The sequence below is a fragment of the Streptomyces sp. CCM_MD2014 genome, from assembly GCF_000772045.1.
Lineage (GTDB): Bacteria > Actinomycetota > Actinomycetes > Streptomycetales > Streptomycetaceae > Streptomyces > Streptomyces salinarius.
The window spans coordinates 2642894-2662153 of the sequence record NZ_CP009754.1 but is presented as its reverse complement, the minus strand read 5'-3'; the positions used below and the strand labels follow the sequence as shown (position 1 = coordinate 2662153).

Here is a 19260-nt window from a genome sequence, read left to right as displayed (position 1 = left end):
CGGTGTCCCCCGGACACCCCAGGGTCGTACAGTCGTCCCGTCCGTCTCCAACACAGCTGTAGAGAGTGGCGAGCACACGGTGGACGTGCAGAACAAGCTCGACGAGATCACCGCGATGGTCTCCGGCGCCCGCGCCATGCCCATGTCGGCCTCGTGCGTGGTCAACCGCGCCGAACTGCTCTCGCTGCTGGAAGAGCTCCGCGCCGAGCTGCCCGGCTCCCTCGCCCAGGCACAGGAGCTGATCGGCGACCGCGAGCAGATGGTCGCGCAGGCCCGCCAGGAGGCCGAGCGGATCATCGAGAGCGCACACGCCGAGCGCGGCTCCCTGATCGCCGACACCGAGGTCGCCCGCCGCTCCCAGGCCGAGGCCGACCGGATCCTCGCCGAGGCCCGCCAGGAGGCCGAGGAGGTCCGTGCCGAGGCCGACGACTACGTCGACTCCAAGCTCGCCAACTTCGAGGTCGTCCTCACCAAGACCCTCGGCTCCGTCGGCCGCGGCCGTGAGAAGCTCCTCGGCACCGGACCCGGCCTCGACGAGAACGGCTACGAGGACGAGGACGCCCCCGAGCGCAGCCACGACCCCGAGACCCTGCGCCGCGACGCCGACGCCTACGTCGACACCAAGCTCGGCGCCTTCGAGGCCGTGCTGGCCAAGACGCTGGAAGCGGTCGGCAAGGGCCGCCAGAAGCTGCACGGCCGCATCGCCACCGACGACCTGGGTGCCCTCGCCGACGACACGACCACCGTCCAGCACTCCAGCGACGCCGACTACCTCGCCGGCCTGGCCGGCCTCGCCGACGCCCCGGCCGCCCCCGCCGAGCAGCCCCAGTACGGCGAGCAGCAGCCCGCCGCCGCCCAGGTGCCCGCGCAGGCCGTGCCGGAGATGCCGGCCCAGGAACCGGCGTACGGCTACGCGGCGCAGCAGCAGCCGGACCCGTACGCGGCGTACCAGCAGACCTACGACGGCGGGCAGGACCCGTACGGCTACCCGCAGCAGGGCACCGATCCGTACGGCTACCCGTACGACGGCGGGCAGCACACGTACGCCGGACAGCAGGGCTACCCCCAGCCCCCGCAGCAGCCCCCGCACGCGGCGCAGGCCCAGCCGCAGGCGCTCGACGAGACCAGCCTCTTCGACACCAGCATGATCAGCGCCGAGCAGTTGAGGGCCTACGAACAGGGCCGCGGACTCTGAGGAGCGAGGGGGTCGCCCGGCCCGGATTGGGCCGAGAGCGAATGGTCCAGTATCCTGGCTCTTCGGTCGCGCGTACGTCCGCGATCGCCGCTGCCCGGGAACACCGAAGGGCGGCGCCCCCCACCCACGAAGACCGAAAGCAGGAATGGTTCTGAACGCGCGCCTCGACCACCGCGACCCCCTCGTGTTCGACACGCACGAGCTGGGGCGGCGGCCCGGTGCGCTCCAGCGCCTGACCCGCACGGTCGACGCCCCCAAGGACTTCGGTCTCCAGGGGGTCATCGGAGTGCCGGAAGGCGCCCCGGTGGAGCTCGATCTCCGGCTCGAGTCGGTCATGGAAGGTGTGCTCGTCACAGGCACCGCCCGTGCCAGGGCCGAGGGAGAGTGCGTAAGGTGTCTGGAGCCGCTCGAGCAGCAGCTCGAAGCGGACTTCCAGGAACTGTTCTCGTACCCTGACGCCGACGACCGTGGCCGCCCCGTGGCGGAACCGGGCGACGACGCCGAGGACGACGAGGACAGGCTCTTCGTCGAGGACGGACTGATCGGCCTCGAACCCGTGCTGCGCGACGCGGTGGTGCTCGCACTGCCGATGCAGCCGGTGTGCCAGGAAGACTGCCCGGGCCTGTGCTCCCAGTGCGGAGTGCGCCTGGCGGACGACCCTGACCACCACCACGACGCCGTCGACATTCGTTGGGCGGCATTGCAGGGACTCGCCGGTTCACTCGGAGACGGCGAGAAGGACGAGATGAGCGGCGACGGGTCGGATTCCGCGGACGCCGCCGAGAAGCAGGAGAAGTAGCCGTGGCTGTTCCGAAGCGGAAGATGTCGCGCAGCAACACGCGCCACCGCCGGTCGCAGTGGAAGGCTGCGGTCCCCACCCTGGTTGCGTGCGAGCGCTGCCACGAGCCCAAGCAGCAGCACATCGCGTGCCCGTCTTGCGGCACTTACAACAAGCGCCAGGTCCTCGAGGTCTGAGCGGCTGGTGAGAGGCACTGTGTCAGTCCCCAAGAAGGCGGAAGACGCCAAGGCGGACCCACCCGCCAAGAAGAAGGCGGACACCCAGGCCTCGTCCCACACGCTTCTGGAAGGGCGGCTCGGCTACCAGCTCGAGTCCGCCCTTCTGGTGCGCGCACTGACCCACCGTTCCTACGCGTACGAGAACGGCGGTCTGCCGACGAACGAGCGGCTGGAGTTCCTCGGTGACTCCGTCCTCGGCCTCGTCGTCACGGACACGCTGTACCGCACCCACCCCGACCTGCCCGAAGGCCAGCTGGCCAAGCTGCGGGCCGCGGTGGTCAACTCGCGTGCGCTGGCGGAGGTGGGCCGCGGGCTCGAACTCGGCTCCTTCATCCGGCTCGGACGCGGTGAAGAGGGCACGGGCGGCCGGGACAAGGCGTCCATCCTCGCCGACACCCTCGAAGCGGTGATCGGCGCGGTCTATCTCGACCAGGGCCTCGACGCGGCCTCCGAACTGGTGCACCGCCTGTTCGACCCGCTGATCGAGAAGTCCTCGAACCTCGGTGCCGGCCTGGACTGGAAGACCAGCCTCCAGGAGCTCACCGCGACCGAAGGGCTCGGCGTCCCCGAGTACCTGGTCACGGAGACCGGCCCCGACCACGAGAAGACCTTCACTGCTGCCGCCCGCGTCGGAGGCGTCTCGTACGGCACCGGCACCGGCCGCAGCAAGAAGGAGGCGGAGCAGCAGGCCGCGGAATCCGCGTGGCGGTCCATCCGGGCCGCGGCGGACGAGCGCGCCAAGGCGACGGCCGACGCCGTCGACGTGGACCCCGACGAGGCGTCCGCCTCCGCCTGACCCACCCACCGCACGGTCCGAACGCCCGCCCCGCCTCCGGGGCGGGCGTTCGGCTCGTCATCCGTCCACCGGTCCCGTCCACCGGCCCACCCGAGGGGAAGCCATGCCCGAGTTGCCCGAGGTAGAGGTCGTACGGCGCGGCCTGGAGCGCTGGGTCGCCCACCGGACCGTCGCGGACGCCGAGGTCCTGCACCCGCGAGCGGTACGCCGGCACATCGCCGGCCCCGACGACTTCGCCCACCGCCTCGAGGGCCACCGCATCGGCACCCCCAGCCGCCGCGGCAAATACCTGTGGCTGCCCCTGGAGGACACCGGCCAGGCGGTACTCGCCCACCTCGGCATGAGCGGCCAGCTCCTGGTCCAGCCGCACGAGACACCCGCCGAGAAGCACCTGCGCGTCCGCGTCCGCTTCGCCGACGCCCTCGGCACCGAACTCCGCTTCGTCGACCAGCGCACCTTCGGCGGCCTCTCCCTGCACGACACGTCCGCCGACGGACTGCCCGACGTCATCGCCCACATCGCCCGCGATCCGCTGGACCCGCTCTTCGACGACGAGGCCTTCCACCTCGCCCTGCGCCGCAAGCGCACCACGATCAAACGGGCCCTGCTCGACCAGTCCCTGATCAGCGGCGTCGGCAACATCTACGCGGACGAGGCCCTGTGGCGCGCCCGCCTCCACTACGAACGCCCGACGGCCACCCTCACCCGCCCCCGCACCACGGAACTCCTCGGCCACGTCCGGGACGTGATGAACGCGGCCCTCGCCGTGGGCGGCACCAGCTTCGACAGCCTGTACGTCAACGTCAACGGCGAGTCCGGCTACTTCGACCGCTCACTCGACGCGTACGGCCGCGAGGGCCTGCCCTGCCGCCGCTGCGCCACACCGATGCGCCGCCGGCCCTGGATGAACCGCTCCAGCTATTTCTGCCCGAAGTGCCAGCGACCGCCGAGGGTCACGCCGTAGGCGTCCGCCGCTCGTCGTACCGCTCGCGCGACGCCAGCACCTCGTCCATCCGTCCCTCGACGCACTCGATGAGCGCGAGCAGCCGTCCGGCCACCTCGCGCCCCAGCGCCGTCAGCTCGTAGTCCACGCGGGGCGGGTTGGTGGGCTGCGCCTCGCGGTGCACCAGCCCGTCGCGCTCCAGCGCGTGCAGGGTCTGCGCGAGCATCTTCTCGCTGACGCCGTCCACCCGGCGCCGCAGCTCGTTGAACCGGAACGACCCCTCGTACAGCGCGCCCAGCGTCAGCGCGCCCCAGCGCCCCGTGACGTGCTCCAGGGTGCCGCGCGAGGGACAGGCCCGGGAGAACACGTCGTACGGCAGGTCCTGCTCCGCCGTCCGCTCCTGCGTGGTCGACATGCCCCCAGCGTACGTGAGCACAGCGCTGCGCCGCAGAGTGCGCAGGGTGGTGGGCAGCAGGAGGCGCGACCTCGGACGCACTCCGCGGCCACCAGTGTGTTGATAGTCTCAACGTCTTCTGACCAGCGAGGCCGCCCCCGGTGCCGGCCCTGGTGGCTGGTCCGCCGGAGGGGTGACGTGATCAAGCAGGTGGGCAAGGGCGCCGTGATCGTGGCTGCCGTCGTCGCACTGTCGGGATGCGGAGGCACCGACCCGGACGGGGCCAAGCCGTCGGCCTCGCCCTCGCCCTCGCCGACGTCGGTCGACGCGATGCTCGGCGGCACCTGGGGTACCCAGTCCGCCACCTGGAGTTCTGGGCCGGGCGGAGTGTTCGTGCTTCGCATCGAGGGCGCGAAGGTCGAACTGACGGGCGACCGCCATTGCCGGGGAAACGCGGCCAGGGAAGACGGGGTGCACGTCATCCGGCTCACGTGCGACGACGGCAACACCGACCGCTCCGTGGGGCGCGTCTACGGACTGACCGCGCACGGCATGACCGTCGAGTGGGAAGGGTTCGGGGCCGACAGCTTCGAACGGGCCACGTGACACCTGCCGTTGGCTCAGTAGCCGAAGAAGTGCGGGGCCGGGTCTCCGACCTGCGGTCATGTAATCGATCAACGCTGCGACCTGCGACTTAGCTGTCGGTGGTTGTCAGCGTTGGTCGTCGTTGAGTACCCCCGCACGGCCCGGGGACGGCCCGAGCGACGACCGTAGTTCAGACCCCGACCACGATCGGGAGCGCGTCCGGTCGGCCGTAGGTGAGGATGCGCGTGAGTGCCTCCCTCATGCGAGCTATGTCCGCGGCCGGTGCATGTAGCACTGCCTCCACTACCGGATCATCAAGGAACAGGGCTTCCAAGGAATCGGGGTCGAACGTGACCCGCAGGATGTCTCCTTCCAGCTCCACCGTGCGCACGCATCCGTACGCGGTGCCCTGGTCGGGGGTGACAACGCAGTAGGAGTCGCAGCCGTTGCGGATGTTCTGCGCATCGGGTTCCTCGAAGCCGCACTGGAACTCAAGCGCGAAGCTTTCTCCGCCGTCCGACTCGGCAACTCCGGCAGTCAGGGCATAGATGTCTGGCCCCGGTTCGTGCCACCCGTAGGCGATATTCGCAGTGAATCTGTAGGTCACACGCGTGTTCTACCAGGGCCTGCAACGGCCGATGACGTGAGGTCGGCGGAGCGGCTTTGGGCTGGAGCTGCTTTGGGGCGAGTGATCATGGCCCCTTAAGCTTCCGGCGAGTCGGGCAGTCTGTGGACCTGCCCGTTGCAGCACGACGTTGGGGCCATGATCTTAGAGGCTCGCCCCAAAGTGGCTGCCTAAAGCCGTGGAGCCGACCGCCCCAGCCACGACGTGTCCTGACCTCATGCCTGTATGCCTGCCTCTTGGGCGGGCACGGGCGGCCGGCGGTGCCGAGCGGGGCGGAGACATGAGCGCGGGCGCCGCCGGCCGCCCGCGCCCGCCCGGAGGAGCGAAGCGACGACGGGTGCTTGATGAGGTAGAGAAACCTGTAACTCGTGCCGGGGTGGCTTCGTGCTTCCGGCTATGCGCGGTCCAGCTCCGAGTGCAGCGTCTTAAGTACAGACTCGGGGTCCCCGTTGTAGACAAGGTGCGGCTCGTCGGGCTCTGGGGCCACGAACCGCTTGCGATAGCGGATCAGGTCGCTTTCGGCGAAGTAGATCGAGTTCGGGTCGTCCTCGTGCCGAGCATTGCGCTTACTGACGCGCGACCACAGCTCTTCGTGACTGGCCTCCAGGTAGACGACCACCGAAATCGCGCCACCTTCGGTAGCGATCGATCGCCAGTGGGCGCGGTCTTCCGGCGTCCAAAAGCCGTGGTCGACCACCACGTCGTGACCGGCCTGGAGCTCCTCGCGGAGTTGGACGGCGGTCTCTTCGAGGATCGGCCGCTCAAGGGTCGGGAACGTCCCTCGGGGGAAGTCGACCCCGTACACCCCATGGCGCCGGAACATCTCTTCGTCCGGGCAGAGCCTGACGAACCCTCGTGCTGTTAGCACACGGGCCAGAGTCGTCTTCCCTGAGCCGGGGAGCCCCACCATGAGGACACAGAACGGCTGGCGCGCGCCGTTCACTGGGTGACTTCCGATTCCGTCTGCCACGTACGACCGGGGCCGCCGAGGTCGACGCCGTATTCAACGACGGCGCCTTCGCTGTCGACGAACCTCGCAGTCATGACGACCACCGGGTCCCGCGGGGCCTTCTGGGGGTCCAGCTCCAACAGCTTCGCGTCCTCGAGGGTGAGCAGTCGAGCCGACGCGGTGTCGAACCGGTGCGTGATAGGGCGACCGGTTACCTGCGCGATGAGTTGCAGTGACGTTCCCCCGGTCAGCCGCTCGCTGCTCGTGAGCTGTGGGATCAGCTCTCCGTACCGGACGGGAATCCATGACGTCGAGTGCGCGACGATGCCGTGTCGGTCACGGTAGACCCGGCTGCGTCGGATCACGTTCGAGCCGGGCTTGAGGTCCAATGCTTGGGCCACCTCTGCGGGCGCCGGCACTACCGAAGCCTGATGCGAGTCGGACCGTTCGCCGGTTCCCCAGCTGGACCCGGTGCGGCGGCCTCGGTCCTGGCGCTGAGCCCCAGAGGACATAGGGGCGGGGCGGTCTAGGACCTCGGTCCCGATGCCGTGGATGCCCCTGACCAGGCCCTCGTTACGCAGCTTCCGCAACGCCTTCTCGGCTGTCGCGGCGCTGACGCTCCACTCTTGCGACAGGTTCTTGATGCTCGGCAGAAGCGAGCCCGGCTGGAGTTCGCCAGACGTGATCAGCTCCGCGTAGTGGGCGGCAATCTGCGCATAGGGCGCTCGATTGTCTGCCTGGTCCGCCATTGCGTCAGCTCCCTTGTCTCAGTGGCTACTTCCCTAGCGTACCGCTTGACACCCTAAGGTGCCCTAGGGAACCTTAGGGATGAGAGATCCAGCACAACATCGCCTGCCCAGGGACGGCGCCTCAACCGCCAAGAAGAACCGCCGCCCCTGGCTCCCTCGAAGGGAAGTCCCATCATGCCCGTGATGCCTGTTGGCTCGCACCCGACGCGGTTAGCCGCTCCGCTGTCCCGCCGTGATGACGCTGTGGTCGTCCCTTCGCCGTGCTGGGCCTGCGGTGCGGTGGGAGGGCTCGACTGGATCAACGTGAACGGCGTCGGCGTCCTGGTCCACGGTCGGGAGCGCTGCCCGGTGGCCCTGCCCTTCGTCTGGGAGACGGGCCAGTCGCTCGCCTCGCTCTCTGGGGCGGTGGCCGCATGAGCACCGCGACGATCACCGGTAATGAGCGGCTGCGTGGCGCCATGGTCGCCGCGAACGTGACGATCGAGGGCCTGGCCGATCACCTCGGCATCGACCCGAAGTCGGTCGACCGCTGGCTGAACTCGGATCGGACTCCGCACGCCCGTAACGCGGAAGCCGCCGCGAAGCTCCTCGGAGCGGACGCCTATCACCTGTGGCCCAAGCTCGGTGAGCGTCACCGCTCCACCCCGACCGCGCAGGATGAGGTCGTCGCCTGCTACCCGATGCGCTCCACCGTCCCCTACAGCCTGTGGCGCTCCACCCTGGCCAACGCGACGACGGTCATCGATCTGGCAGTGTCCAACCTGCTGTTCCTGGCCGATGCGGTCTGGGACCTGCCGACCCTGCTCGCCGAGAAGGCATCGGCCGGTGTTCGCGTCCGCATCGTCACCCCGGAGAACCCGGCCGGACCGGTCACCGGACTGGGCGACGTGTTCCCCTCGCTGCTGGCGGTCCCCGGCCTGCGCCTGTCGACGCACCCCGGTCTGCGGGCCGACGTGATGCGCGCGGATGATGACCTGCTGGTCACGACGCCGATCGACGGACTCACCCCGGCTCTGGCTCCGGTCCTGCACCTGCGCCGGTTGGGTTCGGCCCCGATGGTCGGCGGTTACCTCGCCACCCTCGATCACCTATACGCCACGGCCACCCCGACCCGGCCCGCCACCCTTCACCTGCGGGCGGTGGCCGCGTGACGCACCTGCCCGTTCCCACGGCTGCCGTCGCTGACGTGGCGTCGGCCGTGGGCACCGACCCCCTCACCCTCGCTGACCTCCTGCGGGTCGCCAATACTCCGGGCTTCGACCGCTGGCGCGAGCAGATCCGCCGCACGGGCGGCTGCTCCAACCCGATCCACCTGCAAGGCTCCACGGTCACCCGCGACGCCAAGACCGGCGACGTCCTCTACTCCTACTCCACCGACCAAGAGCCGGGCGGACGCCTCCGGGTGGCCTGCGGCAACCGCCGTGCCTCCCGCTGCCCCGCCTGCGCCTGGACCTACGCCGGAGACACCTACCACCTGATCCGCGCCGGGATCACCGGCGACGAACGCAAGGACGTGCCCGCCACCGTGCGGGATCACCCGCGCGTCTTCGCCACCCTCACTGCACCGTCCTTCGGTCCGGTCCACAACCGGCCCGCCTCCGGCCGCTGCCGCTGCGGTATCCAGCACGGCGAGACTGACCCCGCCCTGGGCACGGCCCTGGACCCTGGGCGGTACGACTACGCCGGGGCGGTGCTGTGGAACAACCACGCAGGGGACCTGTGGCGCCGCTTCACCATCTACCTGCGCCGCGAGATCGCCGCCCGCGCGGGCATCACCCAAGCCGCCCTGCGCGAGGAATGCCGGGTCTCCTTCGGCAAGGTCGCCGAATTCCAGAAACGCGGTGCCGTCCACTTCCACGCAGTAGTGCGCCTCGACGGACCGGACGGCCCCGACACCGCCCCGCCCGCGTGGGCCACCGTCGCTCTCCTGGACGCCGCGATCCGGGCCGCCGCCGCCCGCGTCGCCGTCCCCGTCCCGGCTGCCGGTGACTTCCCCGCCCGCACCCTGCACTGGGGAACGCAGGTCGACGTGCAGCCCATCGGCGCCCTGGGCCACGAGGAACTGACCGAACAGGCTGTCGCCTCCTACGTCGCCAAGTACGCCACCAAAGCCGCCGAGACCACCGGCACCGTGGACCGCCGCATCGGGGAGCTCTCGGAACTCGACCGGCTCGACCTGCCCGCGCACACGCGGCGGCTGATCGAAGCGTGCTGCCTGCTCGATGCCGCCTACCCTGACCGGCTGCTGGCCCGGTGGGCTCACATGCTCGGCTTCCGCGGGCACTTCTCCACCAAGTCCCGCCGCTACTCCACCACCCTCGGCGCCCTGCGCCAGACCCGCGCCGACTACCGCGCACGCCAGGAACACCGCGAACGCGGGCTCTCCGAAGACCTCGACGACACCGACGGCTCCACGCTCGTCCTCGCCCACTGGACCTACGCCGGACAAGGCCACAGCCCCGGCGAATCCTGGCTCGCTGCCAGCATCGCCCGGGACCTGCGCCTGAACCGAGACACAGCACGCGAAGCACTCGCTGACCTGCACGACATGGACGACATGGAGGTGTGGGCATGAAGCGCTCGTTGCCCGACCGCTACCTGACCCCCGTCGACCTGGCCGACCTCCTCGGCATCCCGGTCGAGACCGTCTACCAGTGGCGCCGCAAGCAGACCGGACCGCGCGGCTTCCGCGTCGGCCGGCACCTTCGCTTCGACCCCGAAGACGTCCGCGTCTGGGTCGAGACCCAGATGGAGAGGGCCGCCTGATGGCCGGACACGTGCAAGACCGCTGGTACAAGGTCGACACCGGCACCGACGGCAAGACCGTCAAGGTCAAGACCGACCGCTTCGGCATCGGCCTGCGCTACCGCGCCCGCTACGTCGGCCCCGACGGCTCCGAGAAGTCCAAGAGCTTCCCGGACAAGCAGAAGCGCAAGGCAGAGCAGTGGTTGGCCAACATCGAGGCCGACATGTCGCGCGGCGACTACGTGGACCCCGTGGCTGGCAAGGTCACGTTCGAGCAGTACGCCACTGAGTGGATGGCCTCGCAGATCACTGACCCGCTGACCCGTGAGTCGGTGGAAAGCCGTCTCCGCCTGCATGCGATTCCGTACCTGGGCTCTCGGCCTCTGGCCTCCTTCACACCGTCGCATCTGCGGGTCTGGCTGCGGACGCTGGAGGACCGTGGGCTCTCCGCCGGGTACCGACGCGGCATCTTCGCCCACGTGTCGACGGTGTTCACCTCCGCCATGGAAGACCGGATCATCCGCGCCAACCCGTGTAGCGCTCGGTCCGTGCGTGCGCCGCGTCTGGAGCCTCGCAAGATCAAGCCGTGGCCTGCTGAGCGGATCATGGATGTGCGCTCGGTCCTGCCAGACCGCTACCAGGCGCTTGTGAACGTCGCTGCCGGGTGCGGCCTGCGCCAAGGAGAGGTCTTCGGCCTGGCCGTGGAAGACGTCGACTTCCTCGGGGGAGTGGTCCACGTCGTCCGGCAGGTCAAGCTACTGCGCACACACCGGCCGGTGTTCGCTCCGCCCAAGGGTGGCAAGGAACGTGACGTCCCTCTCCCCAAGTCCGTCGCCTTCGCCCTGGCCGCTCACCTCAAGCGCCACCCCGCGACGCGGATCACGCTTCCGTGGAAGAACCTCGATGGTCCGCCTGTCACGGCATCGCTCATCTTCACTGGTCCTGGCGGGCTGCCGCTCGACCGGAGCCGCTTCAACGATCGCGTGTGGCGGCCGGCACTTCGGGCCGCGAGTGTCGAGCCTGGTCGGGACAACGGCATGCACGCCTTGCGGCACTTCTACGCCTCGGTGCTGCTGGACGCGGGGGAGAGCATCAAGGCTCTCAGCGAGTACCTGGGTCACCACGACCCCGGCTTCACGCTGCGGACCTACACGCACCTGATGCCGTCGAGCGGGACCCGGACCCGGGCTGCCGTGGATCGCGTCTTCTCTGACGAGGAGCCCGCCGCTGACGGCCCGGACGCGGCCCACGAGGGCGCCTAACCCTCTGACCTGCGGTTATCTCAGTAGCCGAAGTCCTGTGTCCACCACGGGCCGCCGGAGCCGAAGTGGACTCCGACGCCCAGGGTGGTGAAGTCGCAGTTCAGGATGTTGGCCCGGTGGCCGGGGCTGGCCATCCAGGCGTCCATCACGGCCTGGGCGTCGGCCTGGCCGCGGGCTATGTTCTCGCCCCCGAGGCCGCTTATGCCCGCCGCGGCGGCCCGGTCCCAGGGGGTCGCGCCGCTGGGGTCGGTGTGGTCGAAGAAGCCCTGGGTGGCCATGGCCCGGCTGAAGTCCCCGGCCAGTTCGCCCAGGGCGCTGTTCGCGGCCACCGGACTGCAGCCCACCTTGGCCCGTTCCTCGTTGACCAGCTTCACCACCTGCGCCTCGGCGACGGCTTCCTCCGAGACGGCCGGGGGCGTGCCGGGCCTGGAGGATTCCCCGGCGGCCGGGCGGGAGGGCGTGGGCTTCGGCTTGGCGCTCGGGGGCGTCTTCGGCGTCCTGGTCTTCGACGGCGTCCCGGCCGGCGCGGCGGGCTTCGAGGCCGGTGCCGAGGCGGCGGGGGAGGACTGCGAGGGGGACGGGGAGTCCTTGGCGGACTCCTTCTCCGCCCCCTGCGACTCCTTCGGCGCGGACGGCGACGAGGAGGACCGGGAGGGGGAGGCGGAGCGGTCGGTGCCGCGGCTCGTGGCGGCGTCGTCGCCCCGGCCCGGGCCGGCGCTGCCCGAGGTGCCGCCCTGCTGGGACGGGGTGTTCGTCGGGACCTCCTGGGCCCGCACCGGGTCGCCGCCGGTGCTGCTGTCGCCACCGATCCGGTAGTTGTCGAGGCCGGGAACCGCGCCCGTGGCCACCGCCACCGTGCCGATGGCGACCGCAGCGGACACGCCGAGGAGACCGGTGCGGACACCGGCGGCCGCCTTCTTGCGGCGACGGCGGCGTCCTCCGCCGGATCCCGAGCCGGCGTCGGGCGTGTACCCCTCGGCGGGGAAGGCGACGGTGCGGCCGGCCTGCGGGGCCTCGCCGTCCGGGCCGTCCGCGAACAGGTAGGCGTCGCTCTTGGCGCGGACCTCGGCGTACGCCTCGGGGTTCAGGTAGGGGGCGATCCCCATCGCGGGGGTCTCGTCCGGTGCCTGCGGGGCGCTGCCCCGTCCCGTCGTCGTACCGGCCGTCTCCTGGCCCCCCGTGGCGCGGCCCGTGGCGGCGCGGCCGGCGGCGGAGCGTCGGTGGCGTCCCATGTCCTGGCCTTCCTCGTCCTCGTCCTCGCGCGGGGGCGGTGCCCTGCGGTCGACTTTGCTCAAGATCAACACGAAACTCACACGATCGAGTGAGTTTCATGTGGGATTCATTGGACCGGGACGGTACCGCATGGCGCCTGGGGGTGAAGTGTCGCGCGGGACATTGACTGGTTAGGTTGCAGTCATGAGCGAGGATGTACGACTGGTCGCGTGGGTGCGCGGACAGGTCCAGGGCGTGGGTTTCCGCTGGTTCACGCGGGCCAGGGCGCTGGAACTCGGCGGGATGAGTGGTTTTGCTCTCAATTTGGGCGACGGTCGAGTCCAGGTCGTCGCGGAGGGCCCCCGCGAGCGCTGCGAGGGGCTGCTCGACTGGCTGCGCGGTGACGACACGCCCGGACGCGTGGACGGAGTCACCGAGATCTGGGACACACCCCGCGGGGGCTACGAGGGCTTCGCCATCCGCTGACGACCGGTCGCGCGAGGGCCCCAGAGCACCGGAAGGACCCCCTCCCGCAGAGGCGGCCGGAACGAAAACGGGCAGGTGGTTGCCAAGGGCGGCCGCCCGTGGGAGGCTCCGCACGCAGAATGATCGCCACGCCCCGAGGGGTCCGCAGGAGTCGCCGCGCCGCCGTTTTCCGGCCGCGTGCCCCCGGGCGCCCGCCGATACGGGGCGTGATCGTGTTGACCGTCAAACTTTTTGGTGAGACGCTGAAAGCCCCGCGCACCTTAGCTGTTTGGCATGGTTGAACGGCAGCAAAACTCCATAGTGCCAAGCACCGCGGGTGCGATTCCCTGACGACCCACACCGCTTCGGTCGGTCACTCATTGTGGAGGACCATCCATCATGGCAAAGGCGCTTCTCGGTTACGTCGGCGGCTCCGACCCTCGACTCCTCGCCGAGATGCGACGGCTCCAGCAGCGCGTCCAGGACCTGGAATCCGAGCTCGGACGAATCCAGGCGGAGAAGGACGCGCTGGCGGCTGCCGCTTCTCACGACAGGATCATGGAGAGCATGGAGAGCGTTGACGCACACCAGGCGGAGCCTGCGCTCACCTGATCACTGCATCGCTCCACTACGGCACAGCAGTGGTTGGGCCCGCCCGTACAACCGCTCAGGTGTCAGAGTCTGCAAGGGACGCTTCGGCGTCCCTTCTTTCTTTCCCGGCCCCCGTCCCTGTCTCGCCGCTCGCCCCGCCGTCCCTGCCCCGCGCAACCTTTCACCCTCTTCAACGTCTGATGTGCCCTGCACGTTCACCGGTGAAACCGCGGCGGTTCACCGGTTCGTGGAGTGAGACAGACCCGAAAGGTAGAGTCCGACGGCGTGCACCTGAAGGCCCTGACCCTCCGCGGATTCAAGTCGTTCGCCTCGGCGACCACGCTCCGGTTCGAGCCGGGCATCACCTGTGTCGTCGGCCCGAACGGCTCGGGCAAGTCCAACGTCGTCGACGCGCTCAGCTGGGTCATGGGCGAGCAGGGCGCCAAGTCGCTGCGCGGCGGCAAGATGGAGGACGTCATCTTCGCCGGCACCACCGGCCGCCCGCCGCTCGGCCGGGCCGAGGTGTCGCTGACCATCGACAACTCCGACGGGGCCCTGCCCATCGAGTACGCCGAGGTCACCATCACGCGGATCATGTTCCGCAACGGCGGCAGCGAGTACCAGATCAACGGCGACACCTGCCGCCTCCTCGACATCCAGGAACTGCTCTCCGACTCCGGCATCGGCCGCGAGATGCACGTCATCGTCGGCCAGGGCCAGCTCGACTCCGTTCTGCACGCCGACCCGATGGGCCGCCGCGCCTTCATCGAGGAGGCCGCCGGCGTCCTCAAGCACCGCAAGCGCAAGGAGAAGGCGCTCAGGAAACTGGACGCGATGCAGGCCAACCTCGCGCGCGTGCAGGACCTCACCGACGAGCTGCGGCGCCAGCTCAAGCCCCTCGGCCGCCAGGCGGCGGTCGCCCGGCGGGCCGCCGTCATCCAGGCCGACCTCCGCGACGCCCGGCTCCGGCTCCTCGCCGACGACCTCGTCCGGATGCGCGAGGCCCTGCGGGCCGAGATCGCCGACGAGGCCGCCCTCAAGGAGCGCAAGGAGGCCGCCGAGCGGGAGCTCGGCCGGGCCCTGCGCCGCGAGGCGGACCTGGAGGACGAGGTGCGCCGGCTCACCCCGCGCCTCCAGCGCGCCCAGCAGACCTGGTACGAGCTGTCCCAGCTCGCCGAACGGGTACGCGGCACGATCTCGCTCGCCGACGCGCGCGTGAAGAGCGCCACCTCGGCACCGCCCGAGGAGCGCCGGGGCCGCGACCCGGAGGAGCTGGAGCGCGAGGCCGCCCGCGTCCGCGAGCAGGAGGCGGAACTCGAAGCGGCCCTGGAGGCGGCCGAGCACGCCCTGGAGGACACGGTCGCCCACCGCGCCGACCTCGAACGCGAACTCGCCGAGGAGGAACGCCGCCTCAAGGACGCCGCCCGCGCCATCGCCGACCGCCGTGAAGGGCTTGCCCGGCTCAACGGCCAGGTCGGCGCCGCCCGCTCCCGCGCCGCCTCCGCCCAGGCCGAGATCGAACGGCTGGCCGAGGCCCGCGACGAGTCGCGGGAGCGTGCCGCCGCCGCCCAGGAGGAGTACGAAACCCTCCAGGCCGAGGTCGACGGACTCGACGCCGACGACCGGGAACTGGCCGAGCGCCACGAGGCCGCCAAGCTGCGGCTGGCCGAGGCGGAGGCCGCGCTGAGCACCGCCCGGGAGGCGGCCACCGCCGCGGAACGCGAGCGCGCCGCCACGCAGGCCCGCCACGAGGCACTGGCCCTGGGACTGCGCCGCAAGGACGGCACCGGCGCACTGCTCGCCGCCAAGGACCGGCTCACCGGCCTGCTCGGCCCGGCCGCAGGGCTCCTCACCGTGACGCCCGGCCACGAGGCCGCCCTCGCCACCGCTTTCGGCACCGCCGCCGACGCCCTCGCGGTGACCTCCCCGGCAGCCGCCGCCGACGCCATCCGCCTGCTGCGCAAGCAGGACGCGGGCCGCGCCGCACTGCTGCTCGCCGGCGCCCCCGACGCCGTACCGGACGACTTGCGCGACACACGTGCGGACGGGCCGCCGTACGCCGCCGACCTGGTCCAGGGTCCCGCCGAGCTGATGCCCGCCGTACGGCGACTGCTGCGGGGGATCGTCGTCGTCGCCACCCTGGAGGACGCCGAGGACCTCGTTTACGCCCGCCCCGGGCTGACCGCCGTCACCGCCGAGGGGGATCTGCTGGGCGCCCACTTCGCACAGGGCGGGTCCGCCGGGGCGCCCAGCCTCCTGGAGGTGCAGGCGTCCGTGGACCAGGCCGCCGCCGAGCTGGAGGAGCTGGGCGTGCGGTGCGGGGAACTGGCCGGGGCGCAGGAAGCGGCCGTCGCGCGGCGCCGGGAGTGCGCCGCGCTCGTCGAGGAGCTGGGGGAGCGGCGCCGGGCCGCCGACCGGGAGAAGTCGTCCGTCGCCCAGCAGCTCGGGCGGCTTGCGGGACAGGCGCGCGGCGCCGCCGGGGAGGCGGAACGGTCCGCCGCCGCTGCCGCCCGGGCGCAGGAGGCGCTGGACAAGGCGCTCATGGAGGTCGAGGAACTGGCCGAGCGGCTGGCCGTCGCCGAGGAGATGCCGGTCGAGGAGGAGCCCGACACCGCCGCCCGCGACCGGCTCGCCGCCGACGGTGCCAACGCCCGCCAGACCGAGATGGAGGCACGTCTCCAGGTCCGTACGCACGAGGAGCGGGTCAAGGGACTCGCCGGGCGGGCCGACTCCCTCGACCGGGCCGCCCGCGCCGAACGCGAGGCACGCGCGCGTGCCGAGCAGCGGCGGGCCAGGCTGAGGCACGAGGCGGCCGTCGCCGAGGCGGTCGCCGCCGGCGCCCGGCAGCTGCTCGCCCACGTCGAGGTCTCCCTCACCCGCGCCGACGAGGAGCGCACCCTCGCCGAGGCCGCCAAGGCCCGCCGCGAACAGGAGCTGACCGCCGCGCGCACCGCCGGACGCGACCTCAAGGCGGAGCTGGACAAGTTGACGGATTCAGTTCACCGGGGCGAGGTACTCGGCGCCGAGAAACGGCTGCGCATCGAGCAGCTGGAGACCAAGGCGCTGGAGGAACTCGGTGTGGAACCGGCGGGGCTCGCGGCCGAGTACGGCCCCCATCAAGAGGTGCCGCCCTCGCCCCCCGCCGACGGCGAGGTGCTCCCCGAGGACCCGGACCACCCGCGCAACCGCCCGCGGCCGTTCGTCCGCGCCGAGCAGGAGAAACGGCTGAAGGCCGCCGAGCGCGCCTACCAGCAGCTCGGCAAGGTCAACCCGCTGGCGCTGGAGGAGTTCGCGGCGCTGGAGGAGCGGCACCAGTTCCTCAGCGAGCAGCTGGAAGACCTGAAGAAGACCCGCGCCGACCTGCTCCAGGTCGTCAAGGAGGTCGACGAGCGCGTCGAGCAGGTCTTCACCGAGGCCTTCCGGGACACCGCCCGGGAGTTCGAGGGCGTCTTCGGCAGGCTCTTCCCGGGCGGCGAGGGACGGCTGATCCTGACCGACCCCGACAACATGCTCACCACGGGCGTGGACGTCGAGGCCCGGCCCCCGGGCAAGAAGGTCAAGCGGCTGTCGCTGCTCTCCGGCGGGGAGCGTTCGCTGACCGCGGTGGCGATGCTGGTGTCGATCTTCAAGGCCCGGCCGAGCCCGTTCTACGTGATGGACGAGGTGGAGGCCGCCCTCGACGACACCAACCTGCAGCGGCTGATCCGGATCATGCAGGAGCTGCAGGAGGCCTCGCAGCTGATCGTGATCACGCACCAGAAGCGCACGATGGAGGTCGCCGACGCGCTCTACGGCGTGTCCATGCAGGGCGACGGTGTGTCGAAGGTCATCAGCCAGCGGTTGCGCTAGTTCGAGCACCCTCAGCGTAAGGCCGCCCGACCACAGTTAACTTCAATTCTTGAACGAGTGGACCCGCCCAGAGCCTCAAAACTCACACCTCTTGCCCTATTGACTTCGAAACTTGAAGGCATAGTCTCTGCAACGTTGCTTTTACCTTCAGGTCCCTTCAGTGGCACCTCGAAGGGCGAACCGCCCCGGCAGCGTTGCCGGTAGCCCGAGGAGTACACGTGGCCAGCACATCGCAGGCACCCAGTCCAGGAGCCAGGACGGCTCACCCCGATCATCTCGGGCACGTCATCTTCATCGCGGCGGCGGCCGCGATGGGCGGTTTCCTGTTCGGCTACGACAGTTCCGTGATCAACGGCGCCGTCGAGGCCATCCGGGACCGCTACGACGTCGGCTCCGCGGTGCTGGCCCAGGTCATCGCCATCGCCCTGATCGGCTGCGCCATCGGCGCCGCCACCGCCGGCCGCATCGCCGACCGCATCGGCCGTATCCGCTGCATGCAGATCGCGGCGGTCCTCTTCACCGTCAGCGCCGTCGGCTCCGCACTGCCCTTCGCGCTGTGGGACCTGGCCATGTGGCGCATCATCGGCGGCTTCGCCATCGGCATGGCGTCGGTGATCGGCCCCGCCTACATCGCCGAGGTCTCCCCGCCCGCCTACCGCGGCCGGCTCGGCTCCTTCCAGCAGGCCGCGATCGTCATCGGCATCGCCGTGTCCCAGCTGGTCAACTGGGGCCTGCTGAACGCCGCCGGCGGCGACCAGCGCGGCGAGCTGATGGGCCTGGAGGCCTGGCAGGTCATGCTCGGCGTCATGGTGATCCCGGCCGTCCTCTACGGCCTGCTGTCCTTCGCCATCCCCGAGTCCCCCCGCTTCCTGCTCTCGGTCGGCAAGCGCGAGCGCGCCAAGGAGATCCTTCAGGAGGTCGAGGGCAAGGACGTGGACTTCGACGCCCGCGTCGCCGAGATCGAGCACGCGATGCACCGCGAGGAGAAGTCTTCCTTCAAGGACCTCCTGGGCGGCAGCTTCTTCTTCAAGCCCATCGTCTGGATCGGCATCGGCCTGTCGGTCTTCCAGCAGTTCGTCGGCATCAACGTCGCCTTCTACTACTCCTCGACGCTGTGGCAGTCGGTCGGCGTCGACCCGACGCAGTCGTTCTTCTACTCGTTCACGACGTCGATCATCAACATCGTCGGCACCGTGATCGCGATGATCTTCGTGGACCGCATCGGCCGCAAGCCGCTCGCCCTGATCGGCTCCGTCGGCATGGTGATCGGCCTCGCGCTGGAGGCGTGGGCCTTCTCCTTCGACCTGGTCGACGGCAAGCTCCCGGCCACCCAGGGCTGGGTCGCCCTGATCGCCGCCCACGTCTTCGTCCTCTTCTTCGCCCTGTCGTGGGGTGTGGTCGTCTGGGTCTTCCTCGGCGAGATGTTCCCCAACCGGATCCGCGCCGCCGCGCTGGGCGTGGCCGCCTCCGCGCAGTGGATCGCCAACTGGGCCATCACCGCGAGCTTCCCGTCGCTGGCCGACTGGAACCTCTCCGTCACCTACGTGATCTACACGGTCTTCGCCGGGCTCTCCATCCCCTTCGTGCTGAAGTTCGTGAAGGAGACCAAGGGCAAGGCCCTGGAGGAGATGGGCTGACCCGCCCGCCCCCCGAACCCGGGGAGAAGGGCCAAGTCCCCGCTGCCCCTCTCCCCGTACCGTCCGCCGCCCCCGACCGGCCATCGCCCGGTCGGGGGCGGCGGTGTCGTGGTACGGGTGCGACGAGATCCGTCCGAACACCTTGGAACACCCCGGAGTGGCTCGCGCCGCCGGGCGCGGCCCGCGTGGCATCCTGCTGCGCGAATCGGTCATTCCGGATCGATCGCTCCGAGAGTCTTCGGCTCG

General features: G+C 70.6%; 20 protein-coding genes. 15 read left to right on the top strand and 5 right to left on the bottom strand.

The annotated features are described in order from the left end of the window. The first annotated feature begins 79 nt into the window (after window positions 1-79). The 5 genes from NI25_RS11415 to mutM all read left to right on the top strand — a co-directional run bounded on the left by NI25_RS11415 (window position 80) and on the right by mutM (window position 3972). On the top strand, window positions 80-1195 hold the full coding sequence (locus tag NI25_RS11415; protein WP_061442356.1) for a hypothetical protein: 1116 nt from the start codon (window positions 80-82) through the stop codon (window positions 1193-1195). 145 nt (window positions 1196-1340) lie between these two features. Next, window positions 1341-1994, top strand: a complete 654-nt coding sequence (locus NI25_RS11410) for a YceD family protein (RefSeq protein ID WP_061442355.1) — start codon at window positions 1341-1343, stop codon at window positions 1992-1994. Window positions 1995-1996: 2 nt separating this feature from the next. Continuing rightward, entirely contained in the window at window positions 1997-2170 is a 174-nt protein-coding gene (gene rpmF, locus NI25_RS11405; protein ID WP_003951102.1) for a 50S ribosomal protein L32, read from the top strand. Between the two features lie 7 nt (window positions 2171-2177). Further along, a complete protein-coding gene (gene rnc / locus NI25_RS11400; RefSeq protein ID WP_061442354.1) occupies window positions 2178-3008 on the top strand; it encodes a ribonuclease III in 831 nt (276 codons plus the stop codon). A gap of 103 nt (window positions 3009-3111) precedes the next feature. Continuing rightward, window positions 3112-3972: a bifunctional DNA-formamidopyrimidine glycosylase/DNA-(apurinic or apyrimidinic site) lyase gene (gene mutM / locus NI25_RS11395; RefSeq protein WP_061442353.1), complete on the top strand. Its 861-nt coding sequence runs from the start codon at window positions 3112-3114 to the stop codon at window positions 3970-3972. Here mutM and NI25_RS11390 read toward each other — a convergent pair. Then, entirely contained in the window at window positions 3962-4366 is a 405-nt protein-coding gene (locus NI25_RS11390) for a winged helix-turn-helix transcriptional regulator (protein ID WP_061442352.1), read from the bottom strand. The genes mutM and NI25_RS11390 overlap by 11 nt on opposite strands. 177 nt (window positions 4367-4543) lie before the next feature. On the opposite strand from NI25_RS11390, the gene NI25_RS11385 reads away from it, so the two are divergent. Next, on the top strand, window positions 4544-4951 hold the full coding sequence (locus NI25_RS11385; RefSeq protein ID WP_228955508.1) for a hypothetical protein: 408 nt from the start codon (window positions 4544-4546) through the stop codon (window positions 4949-4951). Window positions 4952-5120: 169 nt separating this feature from the next. Here NI25_RS11385 and NI25_RS11380 read toward each other — a convergent pair whose 3' ends face one another. The 3 genes from NI25_RS11380 to NI25_RS11370 form a co-directional block, all read right to left on the bottom strand. After that, window positions 5121-5537, bottom strand: a complete 417-nt coding sequence (locus NI25_RS11380; RefSeq protein WP_061442351.1) for an Imm10 family immunity protein — start codon at window positions 5535-5537, stop codon at window positions 5121-5123. Window positions 5538-5949: 412 nt separating this feature from the next. Then, entirely contained in the window at window positions 5950-6498 is a 549-nt protein-coding gene (locus NI25_RS11375; protein ID WP_267886331.1) for an AAA family ATPase, read from the bottom strand. Then, a complete protein-coding gene (locus tag NI25_RS11370) occupies window positions 6495-7253 on the bottom strand; it encodes a GntR family transcriptional regulator (RefSeq protein WP_061442350.1) in 759 nt (252 codons plus the stop codon). Before NI25_RS11370 ends, NI25_RS11375 begins: the two co-directional genes overlap by 4 nt. 279 nt (window positions 7254-7532) lie before the next feature. Here NI25_RS11370 and NI25_RS39375 point away from each other — a divergent pair, with 279 nt between their 5' ends. From NI25_RS39375 to NI25_RS11350, 5 genes are read left to right on the top strand one after another with little or no spacing between them, the layout of a single operon-like run. After that, window positions 7533-7670 (top strand): hypothetical protein, encoded by a 138-nt coding sequence (locus tag NI25_RS39375; RefSeq protein ID WP_158508441.1) that lies wholly within the window; start codon window positions 7533-7535, stop codon window positions 7668-7670. After that, on the top strand, window positions 7667-8404 hold the full coding sequence (locus NI25_RS11365; protein ID WP_148315122.1) for a helix-turn-helix domain-containing protein: 738 nt from the start codon (window positions 7667-7669) through the stop codon (window positions 8402-8404). Before NI25_RS39375 ends, NI25_RS11365 begins: the two co-directional genes overlap by 4 nt. After that, window positions 8401-9828: a replication initiator protein RepSA gene (repSA, locus tag NI25_RS11360; RefSeq protein WP_078884596.1), complete on the top strand. Its 1428-nt coding sequence runs from the start codon at window positions 8401-8403 to the stop codon at window positions 9826-9828. Before NI25_RS11365 ends, repSA begins: the two co-directional genes overlap by 4 nt. Further along, entirely contained in the window at window positions 9825-10019 is a 195-nt protein-coding gene (locus NI25_RS11355; protein WP_061442348.1) for a helix-turn-helix domain-containing protein, read from the top strand. The genes repSA and NI25_RS11355 overlap by 4 nt, the downstream gene beginning before the upstream one ends. Next, on the top strand, window positions 10019-11260 hold the full coding sequence (locus NI25_RS11350; RefSeq protein WP_061442347.1) for a tyrosine-type recombinase/integrase: 1242 nt from the start codon (window positions 10019-10021) through the stop codon (window positions 11258-11260). Before NI25_RS11355 ends, NI25_RS11350 begins: the two co-directional genes overlap by 1 nt. A 20-nt stretch (window positions 11261-11280) precedes the next feature. On the opposite strand, the gene NI25_RS11345 is transcribed toward NI25_RS11350, so the two are convergent. After that, window positions 11281-12492, bottom strand: a complete 1212-nt coding sequence (locus tag NI25_RS11345; RefSeq protein WP_061442346.1) for a CAP domain-containing protein — start codon at window positions 12490-12492, stop codon at window positions 11281-11283. A 184-nt stretch (window positions 12493-12676) separates the two neighbouring features. On the opposite strand from NI25_RS11345, the gene NI25_RS11340 reads away from it, so the two are divergent. The 4 genes from NI25_RS11340 to NI25_RS11325 all read left to right on the top strand — a co-directional run bounded on the left by NI25_RS11340 (window position 12677) and on the right by NI25_RS11325 (window position 19014). Further along, window positions 12677-12958, top strand: a complete 282-nt coding sequence (locus tag NI25_RS11340) for an acylphosphatase (protein ID WP_061442345.1) — start codon at window positions 12677-12679, stop codon at window positions 12956-12958. A gap of 378 nt (window positions 12959-13336) precedes the next feature. Then, window positions 13337-13549, top strand: a complete 213-nt coding sequence (locus NI25_RS11335; RefSeq protein WP_030188592.1) for a hypothetical protein — start codon at window positions 13337-13339, stop codon at window positions 13547-13549. Window positions 13550-13813: 264 nt separating this feature from the next. Continuing rightward, entirely contained in the window at window positions 13814-17377 is a 3564-nt protein-coding gene (smc, locus tag NI25_RS11330) for a chromosome segregation protein SMC (RefSeq protein ID WP_061442344.1), read from the top strand. Window positions 17378-17595: 218 nt separating this feature from the next. Further along, window positions 17596-19014 (top strand): sugar porter family MFS transporter, encoded by a 1419-nt coding sequence (locus NI25_RS11325; protein WP_061442343.1) that lies wholly within the window; start codon window positions 17596-17598, stop codon window positions 19012-19014. Window positions 19015-19260 lie beyond the last annotated feature (246 nt).

What these genes read in the sequence shown, in the direction of transcription:
- NI25_RS11410 (WP_061442355.1), top strand. Translation starts at nt 1,341, where the DNA reads ATGGTTCTGAACGCGCGCCTCGACCACCGCGACCCCCTCGTGTTCGAC.
- mutM (WP_061442353.1), top strand. Translation starts at nt 3,112, where the DNA reads ATGCCCGAGTTGCCCGAGGTAGAGGTCGTACGGCGCGGCCTGGAGCGC.
- NI25_RS11390 (WP_061442352.1), bottom strand. Translation starts at nt 4,366, where the DNA reads ATGTCGACCACGCAGGAGCGGACGGCGGAGCAGGACCTGCCGTACGAC.
- NI25_RS11370 (WP_061442350.1), bottom strand. Translation starts at nt 7,253, where the DNA reads ATGGCGGACCAGGCAGACAATCGAGCGCCCTATGCGCAGATTGCCGCC.
- NI25_RS11365 (WP_148315122.1), top strand. Translation starts at nt 7,667, where the DNA reads ATGAGCACCGCGACGATCACCGGTAATGAGCGGCTGCGTGGCGCCATG.
- NI25_RS11355 (WP_061442348.1), top strand. Translation starts at nt 9,825, where the DNA reads ATGAAGCGCTCGTTGCCCGACCGCTACCTGACCCCCGTCGACCTGGCC.
- NI25_RS11350 (WP_061442347.1), top strand. Translation starts at nt 10,019, where the DNA reads ATGGCCGGACACGTGCAAGACCGCTGGTACAAGGTCGACACCGGCACC.
- NI25_RS11345 (WP_061442346.1), bottom strand. Translation starts at nt 12,492, where the DNA reads ATGGGACGCCACCGACGCTCCGCCGCCGGCCGCGCCGCCACGGGCCGC.
- NI25_RS11340 (WP_061442345.1), top strand. Translation starts at nt 12,677, where the DNA reads ATGAGCGAGGATGTACGACTGGTCGCGTGGGTGCGCGGACAGGTCCAG.
- NI25_RS11335 (WP_030188592.1), top strand. Translation starts at nt 13,337, where the DNA reads ATGGCAAAGGCGCTTCTCGGTTACGTCGGCGGCTCCGACCCTCGACTC.